This is a genomic window from Shewanella sp. MF05956 (genome assembly GCF_059758055.1).
In genome coordinates this window covers 113,051-133,068 of record NZ_JCAYNV010000004.1, presented here as the reverse complement: position 1 = coordinate 133,068, position 20,018 = coordinate 113,051, and the positions used below count along the sequence as shown (strand labels likewise).

Genomic DNA, 20,018 nt, shown 5'->3' with positions numbered 1-20,018 from the left:
TTTTATCAATTAAGTAATCTATACGCCTTTAATTCATTAAGTTCTTCAAGTGTAAGATTTACTATTTCGGTTTGTTTTGATTCTGTATTAGATACAAAGAACTGTTTGCCTATACAGATATAACAACAACTATAAGAGTCGGTGTTTTTAACTAATATGTCGCCAACTTGAATTAGTTGATTATCGATTGGTGTTACTATGCTAGCTAGTAGATCACTTATGAAAGTAAAACCAAATAACTCATCTGCTAACCTAAGTCCTTTTTTGTATGACTTGTATTGCCCTTTGATTACTGAATAGTTTGTTTCTAGTAATAAATCAATCACTTCAAGTGCAATAACATTACAATCATTTAAACCAATCTCTACTTTTTTGTTTTTGTTAGCTTCTACGTATTTAATCAACTTATTTAAATAGATTATTTTCATTAACGCCTCCACCAAGATTTTTTACTTCTAGCCTCTGCTTCTGCTGCTTTGATTTGTGCATCTTTTTCTGCTTGCTCTATAGCTGCTTGAATGTATTCATCTGTAATGTAATCGAAACTTGAATCGTTTGGATAATAAGCTCGTTGTGCTGATGCTGCTAAACGAGTTCCACTAACACCTTCTAATCGTTTATAGATTGAATTTGTTTTTAATGTAATCTCTTTTAAACCACGCTTAGGATCAATTTCTAAAGTGCTTGCATCAACAATACCAACATCAACATCTAACACAAAAGCTAAGTTGCCATTGTCATCCATGATTGCTGCTTGTGTAATTACTTTTGCATTCTTTGCTTCTTTAGCTTCTAGGATTTGTAGAATATCATCTCTAATTGCGCTTAGTTTATAACTTGAACCATCGTTATGTAATTCAGTTGTATTTGATATCTTTTCACCTTTGATTAAATCAGCTGATGCTCTGAATACTTTATTGTCATAAGTGATATCACTATGCCAACTTGTTAAGTATAAAGATGGTAGAGTTTGGAATTCAAATGTAAGTAAAGGTGTAGGTAAGCTCATTACTTTAATCATTTGTGTAGGTGTAAGTTCTCTTAATGTTCCAGCAGCTATACCCTCAAGTTTTTCATACCTAGAGATTAACCACTGAGCGTTTCGTTCGTTGTTTAAAACATTTTTGTTTTTATTACTTGAACCCATTATAAATCCTCTGTGAATTTAATTGTTAGCTGTGTTGATTTAGCTGTTTTGTTTGGTTTAATACTAAAATCTTCATCATCAGTTTTAACCGTAAGCACTGCATCAAATGATATTCTTGCACCTGCTATTTGATCTTTTCTTAAAGATGGAGCTATTTCAAATACATCACCAGCTTGACCTGTAGTTAACAGGACATAAAGCTTAGGATCGTTTTGAATATTAAAGTAATCACCTGCTGATGCTGTTCCAGTAAAGTTATTGATTACAACTTTATCTGTGTTTCTGTTGTAAGCTACACTTAATGCAGGTGTTCCTGTGATTGTATTATTTGATTTCATTACTGGTAGTTTTAACTGAATAGATTCCATTCCACCATTCAATGATTGTCCAAAAGCAATAAGTTTCTTCACTTCACTATAACCAATACAAGTAACTTCAACATCACCTTTGTAATATTGGTATTGTTGCGATTTCATTGAAGTCTTGCCTGTATTAGTAACATTGCGGTAAACAGGTGTAACTGATGTTAATTCATAGTCACTGATAAAAAGCTTTGTTGAAAGAGGTAGTTGTTTCATTATATATCCTCGTTGTTGTTATGTATTTATCGAATAGATTGATGCGAAAGCATGAGTGGAAATGTGTTTTAAATAAAAGCATTAAGGCTACTACTTAAAACGCCTTAGAGCGCTTTGCTAGAAGTAGTTGCTATTAGTAAGTTAAGACAACAACTACTACTTAAAACGCCTTTAAACGCACGACAACGCCCTCTAACGCCTTTTAGTAATACAAGCACTATATTGCTATTGTCTGTTACTTAAAGCGCCTTAGAGCGCTTTGCTAGAAGTAGTTGCTATTAGTAAGTTAAGACAACAACTACTACTTAAAACGCCTTGTAACGCACGACAACGCCCTCTAACGCCTTTTAGTAATACAAGCACTATATTGCTATTGTCTTTTACTTAAAACGCCTTAGAGCGCGTTAGAGCGCTTTGCTAGAAGTGAAGTAGTTACTTTAGTAGTTGCTTTAGTAGTGTTGCAAAATAAGTAGCTGTAAGTTTTTGATTTTAAATAACAAGTGACGAAATGTTAGTTTTTCATATATATATATATAAACGAATCTAGCATTTTGCAATTACTTATTTAAATTCAACAACTTAAAAGCACTTAGCTCTAAAACCACTAAAGCACTACAAGCACTAAACCAATAATAGTAAGCACTGCAAAATAAGTAGTTGTAAGTATTTGATTTTAAATAACAAGTGACGAAATGTTAGTTTTTCATATATATATATATAAACGAATCTAGCATTTTGCAATTACTTATTTAAATTCAACAACTTAAAAGCACTTAGCTCTGTTTTATAATACAAATACCAATACAAGTAATACAAGCACTACAAGCACTACAAGCACTACAAGCACTACAAGCAATACAAGCAATACAAGCACTACAACCAAATACAAGCACTAATACTAATACTAGTAAGTGCTACTACTTAAAACGCCTTTAAACGCACGACAACGCCTTCTAACGCCTTTTAGTAATACAAGCACTATATTGCTATTGTCTTTTACTTAAAACGCCTTAGAGCGCGTTACAGCGCTTTGCTCTGTTTTGCAATACCAATATAAGCACTAATACTAATACTAATACTAATACTAGTAAGTGTTACTACTTAAAACGCCTTTAAACGCACGACAACGCTTTCTAACGCCTTTTAGTAATACAAGCACTATATTGCTATTGTCTGTTACTTAAAGCGCCTTAGAGCGCGTTAGAGCGCTGTCTCTTGCATTAGAGCTTATAACTTCCCTAATATCTTTCTTAGTTTCTGTGGATTTTCATTCATCCACAACTCAATAGCATCTGCGTCTTTGTTTGAATTGATAGTATTGGTTTGATATATAGCAACACCACTTGATTCATTTGATTTACTCTCAGCATTTTTCAAGTAGTTCTTTAAATCAACGTTCTGTTCTTTTGATACAATACGTTCACCGCCTTGCAATATCCAAGACTGATCACCTGTTCCATCAATCTCAGTTTGCCCCGCGTGAGCTTTACCTGAGAATTTCTGTGCTTTAATTTGAGCAACGTTAGCAACACCTGCGGCTGTGATTAAACCAGCAGCTACAGCACCATAAGGCCAACCCCACTGAGCAAACGCTTTAGTCGCACCAGTATATGTATCCATTACTGCGTTACCTATGTTCATAGCTTTATTAAGCTCGAACATTTTCTTACTGCTCTTAGCACCTTCTGCTAACAAATCACCAGCAAGTTTTATAGTCCCTGCTTTTTGGTTAGCACGTTGTTTAGCTTCTACTTCTTGTCTTGTTTCAGCTGAGTTAGTGGTGATGTTAGTAATATATTCTTCGGTAGAAGATGCATTATCAATATCACTCATTCGCATATCACTTAAACCAACTTGGTGATCTGCTTTTGCACTATAATCAGAATCCAAATAACCTAATGTTTGTGATAATGTATCGTCACGGTTAGCAGCTTCTTCATTAATACGATCTACTTCAAGTTGTGATGCTTTTGCGTAGAAGTTCTTTAATGCTTCTTCTTTCTTAGCAAGCATATTTTGGTAAGCACCAACTTCAGCAGTATTACTATTGATAATTGAATTAAGCTCACGATCATAGAAGCTTTCTAAAGAATCATATTCACGCTCAAGCGCTAATGAATAAGCTAGTTCTTTCTTTAAACCATTCTCAATATCAATTTGTAAAAGTGCTTGTCTAAATGCTCTATTAGATTTTATTAAAGATTGTTGTTGCTGTTCATTTATAAACAATTCTTTTTGACGATTAGCTTCTAAACCTAATAACGCTTGTTCATTTAAACCTTTCTCTTCATCTATTCTTTTTTGAATAGAAGCAAGTTGATCAACTTGACCCATTTCAACAGCATAAGTTTTATCAGCTTCAAGTTGTGCTACACGGAATTTAGATGTTTCGTCTAATAAGCTTTTTTTCTTATCATAAGCTTCATTGATAGACATTGATTTATCTTGTTGTGCTCGCAACATTTCAATCATTTGATCTTGTGTTGTTTTAGCTGCGTTTAACGCTAGCTCTTGCCCTTTATAATCTTTTCCTAACACAGACATCATATTTGCTTCTGCGTCGTTGTTAGCTTGTTGTCGTGCGTTAGATGCTGCTATTTGTTTAGGATCTAGAGCTAAAGAACCACCACTAAATGAACCAATTAAATCTTTAGTATATGTTCTAAAATTATCACCAATTAATTCTTCTTTTGGTTTAGCTGCACGTTCTTTATTAGCTAAGTCTATTTGTTCATTGTATTGCTCTAATCTATAATCATATAAATCAGCAATCTTTTGTTCTTCTTTAAGTTGCTGCTTAACCATTTCTACACGTTGAAAATGAGCAACACGATCTTCGTTAGAAAAATCTGCTCTTAATGTGCTGATTGATTGAAGTTGTTTTAATTGCTGGTTTAATACATCTGCTCGTTGTTGTGCTCTTTGTGAATCTTTAAAATCACTATCAGCTGTATCTATTAACTTTTGTCTAGGTTCACTAACATCACCTGATAAACGTTTTTGTCCACCAAATGTATCTACTAAGTTGTTATTGAATTCAATAAAAGAACCAAAAGTATCTTTAATAAAATTAAATGAAACTTGCATTGAATTTAAAAAACTAGCAACAGTATCAAGTAATTTATTACTAAAATGTGTAATAACTTTTTCAAACCCACCACTATCAGCGACATAAGTTTTAAAGCGTTCCATTCCTTTATCGAAACCAGCAAGTAAAATAGGTGCAAAATGACCAGCAATACCACTGAACATATTTCTTAATGTATATTGAATTCGACCTGCAACAGTAGATAGTTCTTTTAATCCATCTATTCCATTAACACTTGAACCAAACAATTCAGCTTCTTTACGCATTGATTCAAAGTATTCACGGCCTTTATATAACAAAGGAGCCATGTCACTCATTGAATCATTAATTTCATCAGCCCAATACAAAGCAGATTGATAATCCATTTTTGAAAGTTCTTCACTAAAACGAAGTAACTGTTCAGCAGGGTCTAGTTTTTTCCACTCTAAAGCTGATTGATTAATGCGTGTAAAGAATGGTTCTAATGCACCAGATCCAGCATAAGCAGCATCTTCAATCTTTGCTGTTAAGTCTTTCATTGAATCAGCTACTTGTTCAGTAGACACACCTACAGAAGCAGCAACGAAACCAATACTATTAAGTGATTTATAAGTAATGCCTAGTTTGTTAGCTAATTTGTTAATCTCTAAAGCTGAGTTAACAGAACCAATCATCATTGCCGCAAAACCAGCTGTTAATGCTAGAGCTGCTAGACCTGCTTTTTTAGTTACATCAACTAACACACCACCAATTGAAGTTACTGCTTTCTTTGCTTGATTAAATGAAGCTACGAAAGGGCCACTTACATATACAGCTAAATTCTTAAAAGGACGCAAAACGTTAGCTAATGAATTTTGTATTTGTTTAAGGCCGATTGTTAATGGTGCTGTTGCTGTTTTAAATGCTTTAAATGGTGCCCATAAAGCTGCGTTCATTTTCTTTTCAAATGACTTAGATGCAGATTCCATTGCACCTAAAGATTTAATAACACCGTTGCTTGATTTAGCTGCGTCACGTTGGATTTTATCTAACGCTTCACTAAATGAACTACTACGGGCTATCAAATCCACAGAAATCTGAGCAGCTTGGATTCTCTTTGCCATATATACTCCTTGGAAACTAAAGTTTCTCTTTTTTGGATATAAAAAAGCCCCGCAATTGCGAGGCTAGAGGGTAAGCCTTAGGCTTATAATTTGGATAAATTCAGTAAAGACTTTAAAGCTTCTGCGTTTTGTATATCTTCATCTGCTTTACGTTCTTCTTCTGTTTTTAAATAATCAGGGAGTTCGTTATTACACCAAGGATAAATTGCATCTGGTTTGACAGGTTCAGGACTCTTTTCTTGATCTCTATTAATATTCAACATCAAAGCATATAAATCTGCATTGTAACGAGCTTGAATTAAACCATCAGTAGGTTCTTTTAATATATAAGCAACCCAACTTCGGTATTCTGGATAAGGCATATCATCTATTTCAGTGAATGTTTTATTTAAACGATCACAAACTCTGTGCTTTAATAACAATTCCTTGTTAGTGTATAACTCCCTTATAGGTTTGGGCTTTGTTCGTCCTCAGTAATAACATGAGGTTCAAAGTCTGGGTTAATTGAACTAATGTAATTATCAACTAATTTATTAACAACAGAATGCTTACAGCCTTGTGTTAGCATGTTAATAACCGTTTCACATAAAACAACCATATTTTCAGGTAAGACTAGAGCTTCTTTTTCATTAGCAGCAATATACTCATGATCACTTGAAGTAATAACACTAGTCAGTAAATATACTTTTCGTTTTATAGGTGTTTTTAGTTGTAAGTATTTTGATTGTTGTTCAACTGTTAGTGGATATAAAAATACAGTTTCATCTAGTTCTTCGAAATATAATTCGTATGGATTACTTTTTAGTTTTGCTTGAATGCGTGATGCTAAGCTCATATTCTGTTCCTCTGATATGATTGTTTATATTATTTAGTTCCTTAAAAAATAAAGCCGTTGATGTTATCGCAGGCTTCACCAGAGGAAACTTTTATGGTAAAAGTGTAGGCGTTCCAGCTACTGAGAAACCTAAAGTAATATGTAAAAAACCACCTGCTTCAATAGGTGTAGATACTTTGGTTAATGTTGCGTTAGCTAAGAAAGTAACACCTGTTCCAAGTGGTAAGAAACATTTAAGTGTTAGGTCAGTGCCAGCTGTTAAAGCATTGAACCATAGTTTGTAAGTAGTAGTGTCAGCACTAGCTACGCGAAACGCGATCTCAATGTCAGAAACAACAGTTTTACCTGAACCAGTAACTTCAGTATCTGTTTCTAAGTTAATTTCTTTAATAAGTTCACGTGAAATATCTAACCCACTAAATGATAAAACTTCTGTAAATTTAGTAACAGTTTCAGTAGCAGTTTTATTCCAGCCAGTTAAATTGTAGTGAACGATTGTGCCTTTAGATGTTGAAAATCCAGCCATGTTATAACTCCATTTTTTTACTACGAGATTAAGTATTCGATACTTATATCAACGACAGTTTGTTTAAGTTCAGTATTGAATAAATCAATTGCGTTATTTAAAGATGATATTAGCGAGTAATGTTTTTCATTAAGTGTATTAACTTCATCTAATTCTTCAAAATAGTCTATTAATTGATACTGTATAGTTTTTGATTCTTTGTAAGTCCTAGCAAATACATTAAATTGAATATCTGCTGTTCTGTGTTTTGTTGAACTAAAATCTTTATGTTTTTTTAATCCGTTTGAGTGCCATACAACATAAGGAAGATCTGTATCTTTAGGTGCTTCATAAGGAAAGTTTTTTAAACCTAAATCATTTAGTTTCTTTGCGATTATTAACTCAATCAAGTGTTACCTCCGAGTTTCTTTTCTTTTGCTTTTATCCTTGCTTCTTTTTTGGCTTTATTATTAACGATTTTAATAATTTCATCAGTTAGTAATTGTGCAAAGTTATCAGCAACAGATTCAGCATTATTTCTTAGTGCTGTTCGCATAAATGGATTAGATTGAATAGCTTTCATTTTTAATTTAAATGGATTTGTATTCACTCCAAAAGCATTAGTTCGTTCTATGTTCACTTCACCTCGTCCAAATTCAACTAAAGCAGCATATTGTTCTACTTCTTTATTTGACGTCTGAACGCTACATTTAAGAAATACATCATCACCTGTTTTCTGGTGTTTTTTAGTTCTTCCAGAAGTTTTGATTTTAAAGTTTTCTTTTAAATGTATACCATCATCTTTTGTATCGAATGGTGATGTTCGTTCTATTTCTGCTTTGATTGGTAGCATTGCTTTTTTAGCGGCTGCTCTAGCAGCTTTCTTTCCAAGCACACCACCAAGTTCAGTAAGTGTTTTATTTAAATCATCGAAACCAGTTAGTCCAAATGTAATCATAATTACACCTTTACAGCGGTTATAGTAAGTTCTTTTCTAGTATGATCGTAATCAACAACAGACTTGATTTCGTAATCAACGCCTTTGAATCGGAGTATCATGTTGTTGTCGATATCAGATTGGTATCTTATTTTGGCTTCTATAACTTCTACTGTAGAGGGTGTGTTGTCTTGGGTAACGGTTGTGGATTTATTTAATACACGAGAACGTTTTGTTGTATAAAGAACTAATGTTTCATTAGTGTCATTAAACTCATCTATTGTTTCTTCTTTTACATAAAACTCAATAATACTATTATATCGTCCGAAGTTAATCATATAACCTCCTAATATAATTTGTGTTTGTTCAATATGGTCGTTGAACTCAAATGAGATTTAAATTGTTGAACACCAAAAGTAATATCTAGTCTAGATTCATACATTGTTGCTACTAACAATTTGATAGCAGCTTTGATATCAGCTGGACAGCTATCTACAGTATAACCACACAAGAAAACTATCTCTACATCTATGGCAGGTTTACGAAATACAACTAGATTTGATCCACTGATATAATCAGATATATTATCTAGTAATTCGCCCTTTGCTCTTATTGTTTTTATTTTAGTGTTACCGTAAGGCAAATGGACAGTGCCATAAGCTTTATCTAGTAACAACGTTGATTCGTGTAAAGTAAGTTTTCTGTTAGTTTGGTTCTCTGCAATAGCTGTCGCAGCTTGTATCAAACTTATTAAGTATAAATCATCTAAATCATGATCAATCATTAAGTGTTGTTTAGCTTCAAACAAATCAACAGGAAGCTCACTGTTTATTTCTTGTATGTTTGTAATCATATAAGTTCCTGATGATTAGGGGCATTGCTGCCCCATTGTTAGATTAAACAGTGCCAGCGATTTTAACGATCTTGATTGCTTGAACGTCACCAACGATTGTTCCTACACGCATAGAGTGGTAGAACTGAACGTTACCTGGTGCCAAGTAAGGGTTAGGAAGAACAGTCATACCTTCTACAGATAAGAAAGTGAAACCACGTTGGAAATCACCGTAAACGATAGTGCCAGCTGGAACAGCTGAATCAACTACGATTGCTTTACCAAGTAACTTACCATCAGGCATTTCAGTAACGTCTTCATTGATGATTGACTTGCCGTCTGTGTAAACAAAACCAGCTAAAGTATCACGCATTTCTTCGTTCATTAGCCATACTGCATTTTGACGATAACCAGCTTTAAGAGCACGAGCGATATCACGTAGAGCTTTAACAGCGGCAGCGGTAGTGGTAGCAAGCTTACCAGAAGCACCTACAGTCAATACTTCAAACTTTTCATGTGCTGCGCCAGTTGTGTGAGCAAGTAAACCTTTAGGCTTCTTAACGCCATCACCATTCAAAGCAGCATCATTAACACCAATAGAGATTTCTTCTACAACAGCTTCTGAAAGTTCAGACTGTAAATCGTAAGCTGCATCATGAAGCATTTCGTTAGATGCAAATGGGTAAGCTTCTGCTTTACCATATGTTCCCATTACTTCTGCATAGCCTTGTGTTCCAGTGCTAGCGATTGCGCCATTAGCAACGTTTTCACCGCCCCAACGCATTTCAGCACCATTGATTTTAACTAAACGTTTGAAGTCTGTTGATTGAACAGTTTTAGAACCGATTAAACTTAAAAATGCAGAACGTTCGCGAAGTGGCTTGATAATACCTGCTTCGTATTCAGTGCGAATAGTAACACCAGCAGAAGCATGATCAGCAGTTGTTAAACCTTTTGAAAGAATGTCAGCTTGTGGGTTAGCAATTGCTAAAGATTTAATAGCTGCGTTAATATTTAATTGTGGTTGTGCGTGATCCATTGAATAAGCTCCTTTAGCTTCCATGTCTAAGAATTGTTCTTTTAATGCGTTGAATTCAGCTTCTAAAGCTGATGTTTTTGTTTCTAATGCTTCATTGTGTTTTGCTTCAAATGCTTGTAGTTGTGTTTTTACTTGAGCAATATCTTCAATTGATGCATCTTTCTTAGCAGCGATTTCTTGAACAGCCGCCATTAGTTGTTCTAATTCCATTTAGAATGTTCCTTTTATTATTTGAATTTGAATAAACTTGTAATGAATAACATCTATATGTTCAGCATCGCGCTGAATGTAATAGAGTGTCATGTGCTAGCATCCCGCTAGAAAAAGACTATTATTTGTTTTATTCGTTGTCTGGATAGACGGTTGAGTGTGTAAAGCGAAGTGTAAAGCTAGGTGTAAAGCGAGGATTATAAAGTTTTCAATAAAGCTAAAAGCTCTTGAGCTTTTTCTTCTTTGATTACATTATTATTTAGTAAATCAGTTTCTTGTGGTTCTTTTGTTTCATCAGAAATAACTTCAGGTTCATCAAGTGATTTAAAACCTAAAGTCATAAATGCTTTAGCTTGTTTACGACTTAGACCTAACTCACGGAGAGCTTTTTCAAATTCTCTTTCTGTTGGGGTTTCGTCATTTTCAAACTTAGATTTAACTACTTCTACTTGAGATTTATCATTACATGGAAATCCAACAGCAGAAACTTCTAAAACATGTAATTCATCAATATAGTTAGTTTTTGTATTTTTATCGTAATGCTCTTTTGTAGTTATGTAACCAATACTTAAACCAGTTACAGCTTTGTGTTTCATTAGAGCATGAATTTCTTTTGCGCGCGGAATGTCATCTATTAAAAGCTTTCCTTTAGCATACAATCCATGTTCATCTTCATACATTTCTGTCCATACACCAATTGGTTCGTTTTGATTATGATTCCAAAACATCAACGGCATAGTTCCATCAGCTTTGTGTTTAGCAATTGATTTTGAAAATGCACCATCTAATGTTACATCTGATGCAAAGTCTTTGTAATTTTTGACATTAGCGTAGCCCGAAAAGCAGCCGCGCTCATCAATTGATTTTATATCATAAGATATACTTTTTTGTTTTATTAGCATTGTTTCCAATCCTCAGTAACTTCTTTGAAAGTTTTGTGTTTTCTAATTGTGCAAACACAGCTTTTAGAAACATTATATTTTTCTGAAAGTTCTTTTAGTGATAGTGTTTTATCGCATCCATATCTAATATCCCAAACTTGTTCTTCACTAACTTTTTTTGTGGATCTAAAGTTGGCACTAATAACAGGGTTTAAAAATGGTTTCTTTTTACCCAATAAAGATTCACTTATTTTTTTATTTAACACTTCACGTTGTTCTTGAGTGTAATTACTTTCGCGATTTAGTGCTGCTTCTTTTATATTTTGAAGTTTTTCTTTATCAGTAACTTTACGGCCAGTTAGTTTTTCACTTAGTAACTTTCTAGTTTTTTCAGTAACTTCACGACCTTTAAGCGAGTTGCTTATTTTTTGTTTTACTTCATCAGTCATAATCCAAAAACCACCAATATTAGCGTTTAGATAATTTTCATTATTTAACACATCATAAGCATATTGAGCCTTTTCTTCTTGGTGTTTAGCTTCTGGATAAGAATCAAAAAACTCAATAATTTCAAAACTAGCTTCAACACCACTATCTAATAAGTGTTTTACTTTATTACTTGAACTAAAATATGTTTCCCAATCGCTACCTCCAGTCATACTTTTAACACCAATATAATATTTGTTAACTGATAAAAATCGCACAATATATGTAAATGCTGTTGAATTGCTTGTAGGTTGTGTTAGTAGGTTCCAGTGGTTTATTTTAGTTTTCATAATTGTCTCTTAGTTAGTTATGTTGCATTACCATTATTTATCCTCATCAGTTCTGGCAGATTCATTGTTTTCTGCTTCTTGTGTTGGTATAGGATTAGGTTTCTGTGCTTCTGCTAGTGCTTGAGCTTGAAGTTTTTCAATATCTTTTAAATTACCTAAAGTCATGTTATTAGTTGCGACAGCAACAACATCACCGCCTTCAATCATTGAATCACCGCGTAAAGCTCTTATTTCATTGATGGTATAAGTTCCCATTTTAAAATATATATCTGCTACATCAGCTTGAGTTTTACTATCACCACGAATAATATGTGAGTCATCTAAATCAAGCTCTAAATCATCGTTGAGCATTAAATTTAAACGTTGAACAATACGATTAATCAACGGCACTAATGTATCTCTGTGAAAACTTAAAATAGCTTGTTCATAGTTGCTATACTTACTATCACCAGCTTGAACCATTTGTGTAGGAACACGGAAAATAGCGCATATTTCATTCTTCTGAAACATTCTAGTTTCCATAAACTGTGAGTCTCGGTTACTTACTGTGATGTTTTGGTATTTTAAACCCTCTTCTAATACAGCAAGTTTATTTGAGTTCTTAATACCTTGATGAACTTCATTCCAACCAGCTTGCAAACGCTTCATAGCTGCGTCACTTAGAGCTTGATCTGAGGTTAAGATACCGTTTGGTGTAGCTGAGTTATTAAAGAACTCTTCACCATGTTTTTCAGCAGCCATTGATAAACCAATAGTTCTAGCGGCTTGTGTAATAGGTGAAACACCTTTTAAACCATCGATGCTTGGGCCTTTGATGTGTAATATTTCATCAGAAGAAAAAACACGTTTAGGTAGATTGATAATACTATCTTCATTGATTTCGTATGTAACACGACCACGTAACATCTTAATAGTTACAGCAGATGGATTTGGAATAGGGATTATTTCGAGGATTTTAAAACTGTTTTTTGTTTTGCGTTTGTTGACATAAGCAAAGAAGTTACCATTTAAGTTCAAGTGAGTAACAATTAGTTCTAACATTTCTTGCCAAGTCATATAATCATTTGGCTGTTTAGTTAGAACTTTTAGTTGGTCATGTTTATAAACACGCTCACGATTACCTTTATCATCTATTTTATATAACTTTACTGGAAGCTGACCAATAGATTCAGCTAATACCCTAATACATGAGTAAACAATAGAGTGTTGAAATGCTGAACGTGAGTTAACGTCAACACCACCAATATTGATTGAACTTAGGAAGTTAAAATCATAATTAAAATTTGAGAAAGATTTTTGTTTAAATGGAACACCATCGCTGTCAAGTATATTAATTGACATAATGATCTCCGTCAGTTAACTGACATTGTTTGTTGTTCTATATATTTATTATTTCTATGAACCTAAACTACTAACCTAAAACTAATATGCCTCGGGTTTCATATACTGATTGTTCTTGTTCTTTGCCATATACAGCAGCTGATAAAGCTGTAATACAAGCAATCACACAGTCTATTTTATTAGTGGATTTTTGATTTTCTTTATGGATTTTAATATTTTCATTCATGTCTGCTTTGACATAACTGTTCATACAGCACCACATAAACACTTCGTTACCATCATGCCTTAGTTGTTTAGCTAATATCATTTTTTCAAATTCTTTAGCGGGTTCACTTAGTTTCATTGATGTTTGTGGAACTTCTAGCATTGGTATGTTTTGTTTTGTTAAATTCATGGCTAGTTGTGTAGCACTCCATGGGTCATAACAAACAAATTCAACTTCGAATTGCAAACAATATAATTTTATATGCTCTTCAATTAGTTCAAAATCAGTTACAGCACCTTCAGTTACCACTAAATCGCCTTTTAAATGCCACTTGTGATAGAGTTGTTTTTGCTGTTTAGTAGCTTGTTCTAATGCTTCTTCAGGTATAAATGCCTTGCTGAATACATCAACACCGCCTATTTCATTTGGGAATACTAGACTAATAGCAGTTAAATCGGCCTTTTGACCTAAGTCTAAACCTAAGTAACATTGCTTATTATTGTAATCATTTAGGTTTAGCTTGTGCTCACATAGTTTAACTTTATCAAAATCTAACCATGAGTCACTTGAATTAACAAACTTATTGCAGAACTTAGTTAAGAAGTTTGCTTTAGCTGAGTTGATTACTAAAGCTTGTTTAAGTTCAGCTTCTAAGTATTCATATGACATACTTACACCAATACATGGGTTAGCTTTGATCCAATTACTTGAGTCAGTAAAATCATCACCATCATCAATACAATACAAAGCAGCAAAGTATTCATCATCTTCATGTATCTTGAGTAATATGTTTTCGCCATACTTCCATTGATCAGTAGCTACACCATCTAATATAAAACCAGCTGTTGATATAATAAAAATCAATGGTTGCTTACGAGCACCTAAGCCTGATGTTAAAACATCTAAGACACTTGAGTCGCGATGCGAGTGAAGTTCGTCGAGTATTGCACAATGAGGATTCTTACCATCTAAGTTTTTAGCTTCAGCGGCTAGAGCTTTGAATATACTGTTGTTGTGTTCACAGCGGATATCATATTTAAATGCTTGTGCTATTTCTTTTAATTCACCAGAGCGAACCATTGTTGCTGCGTCATTAAAAACAATCCTTGCTTGGTCTTGTGATGCTGCGGCTGTATATACTTCTGGCCCGAACTCACCATCTAGTAACATCATATAAAGTGCAATACCAGATGCTAATGTTGATTTGCCGTTTTTACGTCCAACAAATACTTCTGCTCGTTTAAACCTACGTAGACATTTATTAGCTTCTAGGTCTTTTTCTTTAGTAACCCAACCAAACAATGATCCAATGATAAACATTTGCCATGGCATTAATTTAATACTAGTGTTAGCAAGAACGCCTTTAGTGTGTCGAGTTAGTTTAAAGAAATCTATTGCGTGTTGTGCTCTTGATGGGCTGAACTTATATTTGAAATCATCTTGTTTAACTTTTTGTAAGTCTATAAAATGACGCTCAGCAGCAAGTTTAATCCACTTGTTAGCTTTAATCTTTCCTACTAAAACATCATAACAATACTGATGTGTCCATAAGTATGATTGATCTGTTTCTATTAATTCTTCGTGGTTGTGTTCTAAGATATACGAGCGTAGCTCGTCTGAAATGTTAATCATCACTTGGGCCTTTTATAAGTTGATTAAGTAATGAGTTAGTTTCTGCTTGAAGTTTTTCAGCGTTAGATCTTGATTTAGGAGTAAGTCCAAATTCAGATAGACCTTTCATTATTTCTTTATATACTTCAATGTTAACTTTCATTATTTGATTTTGTTTTTGGACTTTTTGATCCCTATCCCCTGTTTGCTCTATGGCAACTTCAGGTTGGCCTGTTTTGTATAGTTCAAGTTGACTGTATTTATAGACACTAAACAATTCACTTATCATTCCTAAAGCAAATGTATCGCCAATTGATATAGTTTTATTATCTTGGCAAGCTTGAGATATTTCTTTAAAGAACTGTGTAGAATGCTTGTCTTTTCGCATTGTTTTGGGTGGTTTTAAAACTGTATTTTTAGGCTCTTGTGCCATAGTAAATGCCCTCTTTTAGTTATAATTATTTCAGCTGGACTTGTTTACTATTTATGTATTTATTAAACGCGCTGTAATGCGTTTTAAGCTTATAAAATATAAAGTTAATACTGTGTTAAGCATAACGAGGAAGCCTAGCTATAGCGTGTTTAAACGTGTTTAAAGCATAGTAATGCTGGGGGTTTGTAAGGTGTCGAAGTGGAAACGAGCGAGGATTACTTGAGGGGAAAAAAGTTCTAAAATTTAATACGCATAAATTGCTTTGGACTGGCGCTTAATCATCAATGGTTTCAACAGTTTAGTAATAGCCCCTCAACGAATAAAATAAAATAATTTATCAGTCATCAGCTATTAGTGTTCACTACTATCAACCACCAACTACTAACGATCCCATTCAACGTATTTTATTTTTTGTTTCAACGGTTTAGTCTCTACGTATACATTGCCTGTAGTTGTTTGCTCACTGATGCTCACAGCTATATGCGACTCACCATCAACGTTGTATTCGCAATCAAATAAACTTTTTGCATCTACGATAGTTATTACCTTGTGGAACTCATCATTAATATATAAGTTCACTTCTCGCTTAGTGTTAGTGTTATAATCACTAACGGTATCTTTAGTTGTAGTAGTAATATTGAATACTATTGTGTTCATGGTTGGTATCCTGTTGTTAAGGTAACTGTAAACTGATCTGTTTCATCTATATCGTTGTATCTTGTATTGATTAATTTCTTCATACATGTTGCAACATGATCTGTAAATAAAGAAAATGGTGATGTAGAAAACATATCTTCTACCTCAATAAGGCACAACAAAGTTTCTACGGTATTGGGTATATCATTGTCTATTTGTTTAACACTGTATTCAGTAGCATAAAGAGATATATAGTCACGTAAAGTAAAATAAAAAGCTCCACATGATGAGTTGTTATTATATAACTGAGTTGTTAATAAATAGGACACTGTGCTTTCTAGCCGAGGTAAATCAATAAATTTTGTTGTTGTGTAATAAGATAGTCGGTCGATTGAGCGTTTAATTGAATCAGCTAATTTTATTACATCCACTGATAACCGCGCAGTAAAATCAATATCTGTATCTTGTGTATATGTTACATGTAAACCATCTAAGACATTAATAGCTACAAGATTGATTAATTCATCGTTGAAGTATTTTTTGATTATTTCATCTGTTGTCATAGAGTTTACCTTTATATTATTGTGCGTTATTGCTTACTTTTATTTATGCATTACAGAAAGGCTAAGTTCGCAGAGGTGTCTTAGTAGAGTGTTGTTCATTGATTCGTCTGCGATTGTATCTAAGTCTAAATCAATAAAGCTATACACATCACCATCATCAGTTTCTTGGATAGTAAACTGGTATAGTTTACCTAAGTAGATAAAAATACAATCATCTATTTGTTGTGGTATAAACATATTAGTTACCAGTTGGTTCAGTTGGTTTAAGTTCAAGTTTATAACACCACATCAAGTTCTCGTCTTGGTATTGTTTGATGATATAATCCAAGGGGTCTTGTTCTTCTGTAAGCGTCGAGAATAATGCTTCTGATACTTCAGCAGGTAATGAGTGGTCGTCTTGGAATGGTATAATTGTGTTGTCCATTTTATTGTCCTTTTATTTTATTGAATAAATCACTAGCAGATAACACTCTAGGATACTTTCTGTCTTTTGTTTCTTTTGCCGTTTTGATATTGTGACAAGAATGACAGAGACTCTGAGTGTTACTATACACATAAGCCAAAGTTTCATCGTCTATAATTGCAATTACATGATCTATAACATCCGTGGGAGTAATGATATTTAGTTTATAACAGTGTTCACACAAAGGTTGTTCTTTGAACTTCCTAGCTCTTAGTTTGCGCCATTTTGTTGATTGGTATATGTGATTGTTTACTGTAGTTGACGATCTGCTGTTATCCTGTGTTTTAGACGGGTTAGTAGTTCTTTTCAGCTGATGCAAGTCGCACTTAGAATCTTTAGTTGCGACTTGCTTACAACATGGTTGGCTACATATCTTTTTTAGCATCTAAGTCACGTAACTTTCGAGTGAACTCAATATACGATCCAGCTGGTAACATGTATGTTCCAATACGTTCATCAGCATCTTTATTATTTTCTTGTTCTAACAATTCGATATAAAAATATTGGTATAAGTCATCACTACCATGCGGTGTGATATGAAAATCTTCAAGTTTATTATCTAAACCAGTAACTGATTTGATTTCAGCTAAAATGTGCTTAGGTAGTGGGATTGAAGTGTCATACATTTTGATTTTTGCTATTCTAATAATCATTTTTTATTCCTTTGTTTTATTTGTTTCGGTTGTTTTATTTGGTGTAAGTATTAGCTAAAGTAATGCATCAACTAAAAGTAATAAAACATCTGTGGCCGCAATCACACATCTTAGTGATACAATCGTGAATACCTTGAATCTTTGCGTTCTGTAATAGTTGTGTGTTTACTGTAACTTTACAACAACTCCGACATTGGTAAAAAGTAGTCATGTTTATTCCTCTAGTTCATTTGTTTCAGTTGGTGTAAGTATTAGCTGAAGTAGTTCTACATCATCTTCAAGTAACTCTAAAAAATAATTGCTATCTAATACATAAAGAGCCCATTCTTCTTCTGTGATATCCATATTGTTTCTTTGTGCGTTATTATTAACACTATTTAGTAGAGATACTTTCAGTGATATCGTTTTGCATTTTTGTTTTAATAGTTAATAGAACGATTTTAGTTAAACAAAATAATGTCTTTAGGACTACAAAAGTAGCTACTGAAAACATGATAGTTAATAAGATAAAAAGCGCGATTGATTCAAACATGATAGACTCCTTAGTTAGCTTTATTGCTATAGTATTTATTCAGGACTTGAAAAAAGGGCTTCATACTAAATTTTAGACATAAAAAAAGCCCCAAAAGAGGGGCTAGTGTTACAACGTTTTCAAATAACTCTTATACAGTTTTACTAAATCTTCTTTTGTAGCTTTCTCTGGTATCTTCGGATACGAAACACGAATTTGTAAATGTAGTTCCACCTATACACTTGTTTAACCAGATATCTGAACCTAATACGTCATTATCAAAATGCAGTTTATTTTCAAAGTATAAAGCTTTACCCCACAGTTCAAATGTTTTTATTATTTCAAATTGAAAAGTTTTGCCTTCTAATATCATATCATTTACAGTTTTACTTGATGTTGTATATTTTTTCCAATTACTTTGTTTGAATGGTTTTTTTGGTTTTTTCTTATGTTCTGACGGTGGTTTTTTTAAACCAACCCATACTTTTTTCACGCCTATGTATTGCTGTTTAGTTTCATTGCATGTTGCTACATATACAAATGCTAAAATATCATTTACGTCAAAATCCGTTTTGACAGTCCAATGTCCATATATTTTCATCTATTACTTCCGTGTTTATGTCCTTAGCTCTAAGTTGTGTAGTCATATTATTTTACATTTGAGTTTGGGATAAAAGACCACATATTCCACCTTTCTTTTGATGATTTGCATCTAAGTTGAACAGTTCTATTTGCGCAGTTATTTGCAAGAGCAGCATATATACTACTTCTAAATTCACCTTTAGGTGTTACCCATGTTCCATGTTGGCGCTTAGGGTTTAGTAGTGGTTTGTAAGTTTGTGTTGATTTTGGAAATGAAGAATTCCCACCACACTTTACATTCCAACCTATGTTCTTACTAGGTCTTAGTTTTAGTTCGTAATCAAAACAATCTTCTTTTGTTCCTTGAAACAATATTACTAAGTTACATTCGTATTTGCGCATATTTACATATAAAGGTAAGTGGTGGCGTTTTGAGTTTGTGTTATTAGAAGCTGAATAGTGTAGTGCATATCGATTTTTTATGTTTTTAGTTACTCCAATATAATAGTCGTCTAAGTTTATAGGTTCATTTGTAGGTTTGATTTGATATACGTAATGCATAATGCTTCTTTGTTTATTATTGTTATTATATTTAGCCAAAAAAAAACCCACGTTTAAGTGGGCTTACTGCTTATAAGTTGTATTGTAAGTATCCTATAAGTTGTATTGTAAGTTATTACTTAGCTGTAAGTTGTATTGTAAGTATTTTTTAAGTTCTATTAGGAGAGAAACCACATGTTAGTGTTATTGTGAACTGATTGTGTTCACAGTATTCATTATATTTTTCAGTAAGTATCTTCTGGCGATTGTCAATACCACGTTTCAAATCCATTGGGTTTAAACCAGCAAAGAAATGTAATAGCTCTGCGCTTATTACTGGTCTAGGTTGTGTTATTTGAACCCATAATTCCAAATCATCATTTATATTAAATGAACCAACATTTTCTATTTCTTCAATGATTAGTTTTAGTTTTTGTATATCAGTGTAAGTGAAACCTAAATTAGCGCCATTATGGGTTATCACATATTTCTTTTTCGATGCGTTCTCAGTGTATTTCATATAAATCTCTTGCGTTGTGTTTACATTTATTTAGCTAAATTTTAGCCAAA

At 33.3% G+C, this 20,018-nt stretch carries 26 protein-coding genes; all 26 read right to left on the bottom strand.

The window, feature by feature from the left end; genetic code table 11:
- Positions 1-5: 5 nt before the first annotated feature.
- Positions 6-428 (bottom strand): DUF6950 family protein, encoded by a 423-nt coding sequence (locus tag AC19MX_RS05995; protein ID WP_498297036.1) that lies wholly within the window; start codon positions 426-428, stop codon positions 6-8.
- Entirely contained in the window at positions 428-1,147 is a 720-nt protein-coding gene (locus tag AC19MX_RS05990; protein WP_498297034.1) for a hypothetical protein, read from the bottom strand. Before AC19MX_RS05990 ends, AC19MX_RS05995 begins: the two co-directional genes overlap by 1 nt.
- Positions 1,147-1,725, bottom strand: a complete 579-nt coding sequence (locus tag AC19MX_RS05985) for a hypothetical protein (protein ID WP_498297032.1) — start codon at positions 1,723-1,725, stop codon at positions 1,147-1,149. Before AC19MX_RS05985 ends, AC19MX_RS05990 begins: the two co-directional genes overlap by 1 nt.
- Positions 1,726-2,952: 1,227 nt before the next feature.
- Entirely contained in the window at positions 2,953-5,895 is a 2,943-nt protein-coding gene (locus AC19MX_RS05980; protein ID WP_498297030.1) for a hypothetical protein, read from the bottom strand.
- A gap of 83 nt (positions 5,896-5,978) precedes the next feature.
- A complete protein-coding gene (locus AC19MX_RS05975) occupies positions 5,979-6,317 on the bottom strand; it encodes a hypothetical protein (RefSeq protein WP_498297029.1) in 339 nt (112 codons plus the stop codon).
- Positions 6,318-6,340: 23 nt separating this feature from the next.
- Positions 6,341-6,730, bottom strand: coding sequence for a hypothetical protein (locus AC19MX_RS05970; RefSeq protein WP_498297027.1), 390 nt, complete (start codon positions 6,728-6,730; stop codon positions 6,341-6,343).
- A 91-nt stretch (positions 6,731-6,821) separates the two neighbouring features.
- A complete protein-coding gene (locus tag AC19MX_RS05965; RefSeq protein WP_498297025.1) occupies positions 6,822-7,256 on the bottom strand; it encodes a hypothetical protein in 435 nt (144 codons plus the stop codon).
- 20 nt (positions 7,257-7,276) lie between these two features.
- Positions 7,277-7,645: a hypothetical protein gene (locus AC19MX_RS05960; RefSeq protein ID WP_498297023.1), complete on the bottom strand. Its 369-nt coding sequence runs from the start codon at positions 7,643-7,645 to the stop codon at positions 7,277-7,279.
- The gene (locus AC19MX_RS05955) at positions 7,642-8,193 is read right to left on the bottom strand and encodes an HK97-gp10 family putative phage morphogenesis protein (protein WP_498297022.1); all 552 of its coding nucleotides are present in this window, start codon (positions 8,191-8,193) and stop codon (positions 7,642-7,644) included. Before AC19MX_RS05955 ends, AC19MX_RS05960 begins: the two co-directional genes overlap by 4 nt.
- Positions 8,194-8,195: 2 nt before the next feature.
- On the bottom strand, positions 8,196-8,510 hold the full coding sequence (locus tag AC19MX_RS05950; protein WP_498297020.1) for a phage head closure protein: 315 nt from the start codon (positions 8,508-8,510) through the stop codon (positions 8,196-8,198).
- An 8-nt stretch (positions 8,511-8,518) separates the two neighbouring features.
- The gene (locus tag AC19MX_RS05945; protein WP_498297018.1) at positions 8,519-9,025 is read right to left on the bottom strand and encodes a head-tail connector protein; all 507 of its coding nucleotides are present in this window, start codon (positions 9,023-9,025) and stop codon (positions 8,519-8,521) included.
- Positions 9,026-9,068: 43 nt separating this feature from the next.
- Positions 9,069-10,253, bottom strand: coding sequence for a phage major capsid protein (locus AC19MX_RS05940; protein ID WP_498297016.1), 1,185 nt, complete (start codon positions 10,251-10,253; stop codon positions 9,069-9,071).
- A gap of 197 nt (positions 10,254-10,450) precedes the next feature.
- On the bottom strand, positions 10,451-11,155 hold the full coding sequence (locus tag AC19MX_RS05935) for an HK97 family phage prohead protease (protein WP_498297014.1): 705 nt from the start codon (positions 11,153-11,155) through the stop codon (positions 10,451-10,453).
- Positions 11,149-11,910 (bottom strand): NUMOD3 domain-containing DNA-binding protein, encoded by a 762-nt coding sequence (locus AC19MX_RS05930; protein ID WP_498297012.1) that lies wholly within the window; start codon positions 11,908-11,910, stop codon positions 11,149-11,151. The genes AC19MX_RS05935 and AC19MX_RS05930 overlap by 7 nt, the downstream gene beginning before the upstream one ends.
- A gap of 33 nt (positions 11,911-11,943) precedes the next feature.
- Positions 11,944-13,251, bottom strand: a complete 1,308-nt coding sequence (locus tag AC19MX_RS05925) for a phage portal protein (RefSeq protein WP_498297010.1) — start codon at positions 13,249-13,251, stop codon at positions 11,944-11,946.
- 70 nt (positions 13,252-13,321) lie between these two features.
- Entirely contained in the window at positions 13,322-15,088 is a 1,767-nt protein-coding gene (locus AC19MX_RS05920) for a terminase large subunit (protein WP_498297008.1), read from the bottom strand.
- The gene (locus tag AC19MX_RS05915; RefSeq protein WP_498297006.1) at positions 15,081-15,500 is read right to left on the bottom strand and encodes a P27 family phage terminase small subunit; all 420 of its coding nucleotides are present in this window, start codon (positions 15,498-15,500) and stop codon (positions 15,081-15,083) included. The genes AC19MX_RS05920 and AC19MX_RS05915 overlap by 8 nt, the downstream gene beginning before the upstream one ends.
- Before the next feature lie 381 nt (positions 15,501-15,881).
- A complete protein-coding gene (locus AC19MX_RS05910) occupies positions 15,882-16,157 on the bottom strand; it encodes a hypothetical protein (protein ID WP_498297004.1) in 276 nt (91 codons plus the stop codon).
- A complete protein-coding gene (locus AC19MX_RS05905; RefSeq protein ID WP_498297002.1) occupies positions 16,154-16,699 on the bottom strand; it encodes a hypothetical protein in 546 nt (181 codons plus the stop codon). The genes AC19MX_RS05910 and AC19MX_RS05905 overlap by 4 nt, the downstream gene beginning before the upstream one ends.
- Positions 16,700-16,937: 238 nt before the next feature.
- On the bottom strand, positions 16,938-17,123 hold the full coding sequence (locus AC19MX_RS05900) for a hypothetical protein (protein ID WP_498297000.1): 186 nt from the start codon (positions 17,121-17,123) through the stop codon (positions 16,938-16,940).
- Between the two features lies 1 nt (position 17,124).
- Positions 17,125-17,547: an HNH endonuclease gene (locus AC19MX_RS05895; RefSeq protein WP_498296998.1), complete on the bottom strand. Its 423-nt coding sequence runs from the start codon at positions 17,545-17,547 to the stop codon at positions 17,125-17,127.
- Entirely contained in the window at positions 17,528-17,815 is a 288-nt protein-coding gene (locus AC19MX_RS05890) for a hypothetical protein (protein ID WP_498296996.1), read from the bottom strand. Before AC19MX_RS05890 ends, AC19MX_RS05895 begins: the two co-directional genes overlap by 20 nt.
- A 213-nt stretch (positions 17,816-18,028) precedes the next feature.
- Positions 18,029-18,160 carry a hypothetical protein gene (locus tag AC19MX_RS05885; RefSeq protein WP_498296994.1) on the bottom strand — a complete coding sequence of 44 codons (132 nt, stop codon included), beginning with the start codon at positions 18,158-18,160 and terminating at the stop codon, positions 18,029-18,031.
- 317 nt (positions 18,161-18,477) lie between these two features.
- Positions 18,478-18,927: a hypothetical protein gene (locus AC19MX_RS05880; protein ID WP_498296992.1), complete on the bottom strand. Its 450-nt coding sequence runs from the start codon at positions 18,925-18,927 to the stop codon at positions 18,478-18,480.
- Positions 18,928-18,974: 47 nt separating this feature from the next.
- Positions 18,975-19,508, bottom strand: a complete 534-nt coding sequence (locus AC19MX_RS05875; protein ID WP_498296990.1) for a GIY-YIG nuclease family protein — start codon at positions 19,506-19,508, stop codon at positions 18,975-18,977.
- A gap of 109 nt (positions 19,509-19,617) precedes the next feature.
- The gene (locus tag AC19MX_RS05870; protein ID WP_498296988.1) at positions 19,618-19,968 is read right to left on the bottom strand and encodes a hypothetical protein; all 351 of its coding nucleotides are present in this window, start codon (positions 19,966-19,968) and stop codon (positions 19,618-19,620) included.
- Positions 19,969-20,018 lie beyond the last annotated feature (50 nt).

What these genes read in the sequence shown, in the direction of transcription:
- AC19MX_RS05950 (WP_498297020.1), bottom strand. Translation starts at nt 8,510, where the DNA reads ATGATTAACTTCGGACGATATAATAGTATTATTGAGTTTTATGTAAAA.
- AC19MX_RS05890 (WP_498296996.1), bottom strand. Translation starts at nt 17,815, where the DNA reads ATGATTATTAGAATAGCAAAAATCAAAATGTATGACACTTCAATCCCA.
- AC19MX_RS05920 (WP_498297008.1), bottom strand. Translation starts at nt 15,088, where the DNA reads ATGATTAACATTTCAGACGAGCTACGCTCGTATATCTTAGAACACAAC.
- AC19MX_RS05970 (WP_498297027.1), bottom strand. Translation starts at nt 6,730, where the DNA reads ATGAGCTTAGCATCACGCATTCAAGCAAAACTAAAAAGTAATCCATAC.
- AC19MX_RS05955 (WP_498297022.1), bottom strand. Translation starts at nt 8,193, where the DNA reads ATGATTACATTTGGACTAACTGGTTTCGATGATTTAAATAAAACACTT.
- AC19MX_RS05915 (WP_498297006.1), bottom strand. Translation starts at nt 15,500, where the DNA reads ATGGCACAAGAGCCTAAAAATACAGTTTTAAAACCACCCAAAACAATG.
- AC19MX_RS05910 (WP_498297004.1), bottom strand. Translation starts at nt 16,157, where the DNA reads ATGAACACAATAGTATTCAATATTACTACTACAACTAAAGATACCGTT.
- AC19MX_RS05940 (WP_498297016.1), bottom strand. Translation starts at nt 10,253, where the DNA reads ATGGAATTAGAACAACTAATGGCGGCTGTTCAAGAAATCGCTGCTAAG.
- AC19MX_RS05935 (WP_498297014.1), bottom strand. Translation starts at nt 11,155, where the DNA reads ATGCTAATAAAACAAAAAAGTATATCTTATGATATAAAATCAATTGAT.
- AC19MX_RS05980 (WP_498297030.1), bottom strand. Translation starts at nt 5,895, where the DNA reads ATGGCAAAGAGAATCCAAGCTGCTCAGATTTCTGTGGATTTGATAGCC.
- AC19MX_RS05985 (WP_498297032.1), bottom strand. Translation starts at nt 1,725, where the DNA reads ATGAAACAACTACCTCTTTCAACAAAGCTTTTTATCAGTGACTATGAA.
- AC19MX_RS05990 (WP_498297034.1), bottom strand. Translation starts at nt 1,147, where the DNA reads ATGGGTTCAAGTAATAAAAACAAAAATGTTTTAAACAACGAACGAAAC.
- AC19MX_RS05900 (WP_498297000.1), bottom strand. Translation starts at nt 17,123, where the DNA reads ATGGACAACACAATTATACCATTCCAAGACGACCACTCATTACCTGCT.
- AC19MX_RS05885 (WP_498296994.1), bottom strand. Translation starts at nt 18,160, where the DNA reads ATGGATATCACAGAAGAAGAATGGGCTCTTTATGTATTAGATAGCAAT.
- AC19MX_RS05945 (WP_498297018.1), bottom strand. Translation starts at nt 9,025, where the DNA reads ATGATTACAAACATACAAGAAATAAACAGTGAGCTTCCTGTTGATTTG.
- AC19MX_RS05925 (WP_498297010.1), bottom strand. Translation starts at nt 13,251, where the DNA reads ATGTCAATTAATATACTTGACAGCGATGGTGTTCCATTTAAACAAAAA.
- AC19MX_RS05905 (WP_498297002.1), bottom strand. Translation starts at nt 16,699, where the DNA reads ATGACAACAGATGAAATAATCAAAAAATACTTCAACGATGAATTAATC.
- AC19MX_RS05895 (WP_498296998.1), bottom strand. Translation starts at nt 17,547, where the DNA reads ATGCTAAAAAAGATATGTAGCCAACCATGTTGTAAGCAAGTCGCAACT.
- AC19MX_RS05965 (WP_498297025.1), bottom strand. Translation starts at nt 7,256, where the DNA reads ATGGCTGGATTTTCAACATCTAAAGGCACAATCGTTCACTACAATTTA.
- AC19MX_RS05930 (WP_498297012.1), bottom strand. Translation starts at nt 11,910, where the DNA reads ATGAAAACTAAAATAAACCACTGGAACCTACTAACACAACCTACAAGC.
- AC19MX_RS05880 (WP_498296992.1), bottom strand. Translation starts at nt 18,927, where the DNA reads ATGAAAATATATGGACATTGGACTGTCAAAACGGATTTTGACGTAAAT.
- AC19MX_RS05870 (WP_498296988.1), bottom strand. Translation starts at nt 19,968, where the DNA reads ATGAAATACACTGAGAACGCATCGAAAAAGAAATATGTGATAACCCAT.
- AC19MX_RS05995 (WP_498297036.1), bottom strand. Translation starts at nt 428, where the DNA reads ATGAAAATAATCTATTTAAATAAGTTGATTAAATACGTAGAAGCTAAC.